At 65.0% G+C, this 4,672-nt stretch carries 4 protein-coding genes and 1 pseudogene; 1 reads left to right on the top strand and 4 read right to left on the bottom strand.

Going from position 1 to position 4,672, the window contains the following annotated elements; all coding sequences use genetic code 11:
* A partial coding sequence (locus tag VIF40_RS02375) for a hypothetical protein (RefSeq protein ID WP_331935921.1) occupies positions 1 to 199 on the top strand: 199 nt, incomplete at its 5' end.
* Positions 200 to 236: 37 nt separating this feature from the next.
* Here the strand turns inward: VIF40_RS02375 and VIF40_RS02370 are convergent.
* From VIF40_RS02370 to VIF40_RS02355, 4 genes and pseudogenes are all read right to left on the bottom strand, one after another.
* Positions 237 to 359: pseudogene (locus VIF40_RS02370) on the bottom strand (IS3 family transposase); the annotation flags it as partial.
* A gap of 60 nt (positions 360 to 419) precedes the next feature.
* The gene (locus VIF40_RS02365; protein WP_331935920.1) at positions 420 to 863 is read right to left on the bottom strand and encodes an Rrf2 family transcriptional regulator; all 444 of its coding nucleotides are present in this window, start codon (positions 861 to 863) and stop codon (positions 420 to 422) included.
* 71 nt (positions 864 to 934) lie between these two features.
* Positions 935 to 3,163, bottom strand: coding sequence for a family 2A encapsulin nanocompartment cargo protein cysteine desulfurase (locus VIF40_RS02360; protein WP_331935919.1), 2,229 nt, complete (start codon positions 3,161 to 3,163; stop codon positions 935 to 937).
* Between the two features lie 80 nt (positions 3,164 to 3,243).
* Entirely contained in the window at positions 3,244 to 4,191 is a 948-nt protein-coding gene (locus VIF40_RS02355) for a family 2A encapsulin nanocompartment shell protein (RefSeq protein ID WP_331935918.1), read from the bottom strand.
* Between the last annotated feature and the right edge of the window lie 481 nt (positions 4,192 to 4,672).

Genomic DNA, 4,672 nt, shown 5'->3' with positions numbered 1-4,672 from the left:
CAAATCCTGCGCCAAAATCGATCGTCGCATTCTCGCTCATCTTCGGATCCTTCCAGAGACATGGCTGTCCCTCAGAAGAATCTCACATCCGAAAATCCTTCCGAACCCGAAAAATCTATGGCGCAAAAACGGCGCTTACGCAAATCGTAGCATCGCGGCAAGATGCCCGCGCAGCGCGATCGCCAGCTTGTCCGTGTGAGCCGCCCCGGCATTGCCGGGCCATTTCGTTCGAGCCACGCCCCGATGGCCGGCTCCTCGAGCTGCGCAGAGTAGCGCGCTTCGGCTGCGGCAGGCGGGATGTTGCCGATCGGCTCCAATAGCCTGCGGTTATCGAATCAGTCGACCGATTCGAGCGTGGCGCGACTCCCGATATCCTGTCAAAGCGCGTCGGTGGTCGCGGAAGCGGCGTCGCGGCGCGCTCAAATTTCGTAGCAGAGCGGGATGGTCTCGCCCAATGCGCAGGCTTGCTCCAATGTGTAATTGTCGAGCACGGCGGATAGCGCCTGCCGCGCCTCCTGCATGAGGAGCCGGATCTGGCAGCGATCGACGTCGCCGCAATCGTCGCAAGGACGGTAGCTCGTCTGGCTGGCGCAGGGGAGTGGAGCCAATGGGCCGTCGAGCGCGCGAATAATGTCGCCGACGATGATCCCGGCGGCCGGACGGGCGAGAGCATATCCGCCGCCTTTGCCCATCTTCGATACAACATAGCCGCTGTTGCGCAATTCGCCGAGGATCGCATCGAGGAATTTCTTGGGAATATTCTGGCCAGTCGCGATCTCGGCGACCGTCACCGGCCGCCCGGGCGCAAAGCGTGCGAGATGCGCCATGGCCTTGAGGCCGTATTTGCCCTTTTTCGTCAGCAAGCGCGATCTCCGTCTATAAAACAAATAGACTAAGAGTGCGCTAGAACGAAGTCAACGAACGCGAAATCGAGTCATTTCGGGGCGCCGAGGTACGCCCCACGGCCGCTCTGCAAGCGCAGCAGCGCCGCGACGAGGGCGTCGACGTCGGCGCATGTATTATAGAAGGCCAGCGACGGCCGCACGGTCGCCTCGAGGTCGAACCGGCGCAGGATCGGCTGCGCGCAATGATGGCCGGCGCGCACGGCGATCCCCTCCCGGTCCAGCGCCTTGCCGACATCCTGCGTGCGATGGCCGTCGAGCACGAAGGAGAGCACGCTCGCCTTCTCCGCCGCCGTGCCGATGAATGTCAGCCCGGGGACGATGCGCATCTTCTCCGTGGCGTAGAGAAGGAGGTCGTGCTCGTAGCGGGCGATCACCTCCATGCCGATCGATTCGACATAGTCGAGCGCAGCGCCGAGGCCGACGGCGTCGGCGATATTGCCGGTGCCCGCCTCGAAGCGCTCCGGCGGGCCTTGATAGATGGTCTTCTCGAAGGTGACGTCGGCGATCATATTGCCGCCGCCCTGCCAGGGCGGCATGTCGGCCAACACATCGTCCTTGCCGTAGACGACGCCGATGCCCGTCGGTCCGAACACCTTGTGGCCGGAGAAGACGAAGAAGTCGCAGTCGATCGACTGAACGTCCACTGGCATATGCGAGACCGATTGCGCGCCGTCGATGAGCACGCGCGCGCCATGGCGATGGGCCATGGCCGTGATCTCGCGCACCGGCGTCACCGTGCCGAGCGCATTGGAGACCTGCGTCACCGAGACGATTCGCGTCTTGGGGTTCAGCAGCTTCTCATATTCCTCGAGGATGATCTGACCGCGATCGTCCACCGGCGCGACGCGCAGACGCGCGCCCTTCTCGGCGCACAGCTGCTGCCAGGGAACGATATTGGCGTGATGCTCGAGCCAGGAGACGACGATCTCGTCCCCCGCTTGCACATTGCGCCGGCCCCAGGCCTGGGCGACGAGATTGATCGCCTCGGTCGCGCCGCGCACGAAGATGATGTCCTTGACCGAAGGCGCCTTAAGAAAGCGGCGCACCTTCTCGCGCGCCGCCTCATAGGCGTCGGTCGAGCGCGCCGCCAGCGCGTGGGCGGCGCGATGAATGTTGGAATTCTCATATTCGTAGAAATGCGCAAGACGGTCGATGACGGCCTGCGGCTTTTGCGTCGTCGCGGCATTGTCCAGCCACACCAGCGGCTTGCCATGCACCTGCTGTTGCAGGATGGGGAAGTCGCGCTTCACCGCATAGGGGTCGAAAGCCGCCCGGCTCGCCGGCGCGCTGGCGGCGAGCTGCGGCGCATAGCCCTGCGGCTCTTGCGGAGCCGTCTTCGGCGCGGCGGGGACGGCGCCGGCGCGATCGACGAAATAGAGAGAATCGGTCGCCGCGGGACCGGCGGCGCCGGGCGCCAAGCTGCGCTCCTGGCCGGAGATTTCCGGCAGCGCGACATTTGGCGTCCCCAGCGCGAACGCATCCGACACGCGATGCGGATCGGCCGCCGAGGGGCTGGAATAGGCGAAGCTCTCCGGCGCCGCATCGGGGGTGGCGACGGCGGGCGACGGCGCGACATCCGCATCATAGCGGTCGACGAGCGAGAGCGACGGGTCCGCGGGAACGGAGCCCGGCGCCACCGCGGGCGCGCGCTCATGCAGGAAATAGAGATTGTCGGCCGGGGCGGCCTTCACGCCGCCCGGAACGGAGTCGGGATCATAACCGCCATAGGGCGCCGGCGCCTGCACGGGCGCGGCGCCGCCATATTGCGCCAGCGTGCTGGGAATGGCGGAATAATCGATCGCCGCCGCCGAAGGGCTTCCCGGCTCGAAGGCGCCGGCGGAAGCGCCCGGCTGCGGAACATCCGAGAGCCCATAGGGCGGGACCGCCGGCTGCAAGCCGGCCGGCGCCGAGGGCGCGGAGAGATTGGGCGTCGGCGCGATGGAGGGAATCGTCGTCGGCGGAACGTCCGGCGGCCCCACGGGCGCCCGCGCCGGCGCATAAGGCGCGACGCTGGTGACGATGGAGGGCGCCGGCGCCTCGGGCTGCATCGGTGGCGCGACGGGCGCGCCGGGAGAGAGCGTCGCCGGAGACTCTCCGGACGAAGCCTGCGGCGAGGCCTGGAAAAAAGCGTTGGCGAGGCGGGCGATCATCGCCGGATCGGGAAAGGCCGGCGCTCCATGGCGCGTCAGCGTCTCCTCGGAGGGCGTATCCGGCGCAGTGGCGCCGAAGGCCGCGGAATTGGACGGCGCAGAAGACATGATCGCTCTCTCTCGAACAGTTCGGAAAAAGCGCGCCGGCGGCGGATTTCCGCCGGCGCGAGCGGCTCTGTGCCGAAGGATCAGATGTATTTGTCGCCGTAATCGTGGAACTTGCCCACCTCGACGCCCTCGAGCACGCCGAGCGCGTCATGCGTCAGCACGGCGGCCGAGCAATAGAGCGAGATGAGATAGGAGGCGATGGCCTTGCGGTTGATGCCCATGAAGCGCACCGAAAGGCTCGGCGCCACCTCGCCCGGAATGCCCGGCTGGAACAGGCCGATCACGCCCTGCTTCTTCTCGCCGGTGCGCAGCAGCAATATGTTGGTCTTGCCGCTCTCGTCGATGAACAGCTTGTCGCTCGGCACCAAAGGCAGGCCGCGCCAGGTGATGAAGGGCGAGCCGAACAGAGTGACGGTCGGCGGCGGCACGCCGCGGCGGGTGCATTCGCGACCGAAGGCCGCGATGGCGCGCGGATGCGCGAGGAAGAAGGCCGGCTCCTTCCAGACCTTGGCGATGAGCTCGTCGAGATCGTCCGGCGTCGGCGCGCCCGTCCGCGTCCTGATCTTCATGGACGGATGCGCATTGGCGAGCAGGCCGTATTCGGCGTTGTTGATGAGCTCGCTCTCCTGCCTCTCCTTGACCTTCTCGGTGAGCAGGCGGACCTGCTCCTGAATCTGATCGTAAGGATGGCTGTAGAGGTCGGAGACGCGGGTCTGCACGTCGAGCACGGTGGTGACCGCATTCATCGAATATTCGCGCGGATGATCCTCGTAATCGACGAAGGTCTCCGGCAGATCGGCGTCGCGGTCGCGGGCCGGGCTGCAGGTCACGTCGGCGTCGGTGAGGGCTCCTTCCTCCTTGACGCGGTTCAGCCGGTAGATGCCGGCTTCGACGGGCGTCCAGGGCAGAAAGGACACGAGCCAGCGCGGCGTGACGCCCGACCACTGCGCTCTTGTCTTGGTCGCATTGGCGAGCTGGCGGGCCGCAGATTCGCTCAGCGTCCGTCGGACTTCGGGTTCGGTGGTCATTGGATCATTCCTCGGAGCGGTTGAACGAAGCGCCCGGCGTCGGCGCGGCTCGAACCGCGCGGGCGACCAAGAACGTCGGCCGTCATCGAAAAATATAGCGACGAGAGGCATCCCGCCGCTGCTCACTACTATCGTCGTGGCCAGCAATTATCAATGATATTAAATGTAGAAAAAAATTCTACTACGGGCGCTGCGCGCAAGTCTATTGGATTGGCAGACTTATATAAGCTCGGTATACTGTGTATGTCTCCTCAGCGCCTCACGCTTCGTCGCCCACGTCGGCGTAGGAAACAGCCTTGAAAATCGCACTGGTCACACGCTGGCGGTACGCCGAGAAAGCTCGTCGAGCAGCGGTCTCGCCCAAATTCTTTCAGTTCGACCGAGTTTTCTGTGCTCTTGCTCGCGCTCCGAGTGGAACGCGATAGTTCGCTTTTGATGGTGTAGTTGACATTTCCAAACACGGCTCTCTCCGCAGTTCTTG

Origin of the sequence: Methylosinus sp. (assembly GCF_036560965.1) — a bacterium.
GTDB lineage: Bacteria > Pseudomonadota > Alphaproteobacteria > Rhizobiales > Beijerinckiaceae > Methylosinus.
Note: the sequence above shows the minus strand (reverse complement) of the source record. Positions and strands in the feature narration are given on the sequence as shown.

Coding starts and splice junctions, on each gene's coding strand:
- VIF40_RS02360 (WP_331935919.1), bottom strand. CDS start 3,163: ATGTCTTCTGCGCCGTCCAATTCCGCGGCCTTCGGCGCCACTGCGCCG.
- VIF40_RS02355 (WP_331935918.1), bottom strand. CDS start 4,191: ATGACCACCGAACCCGAAGTCCGACGGACGCTGAGCGAATCTGCGGCC.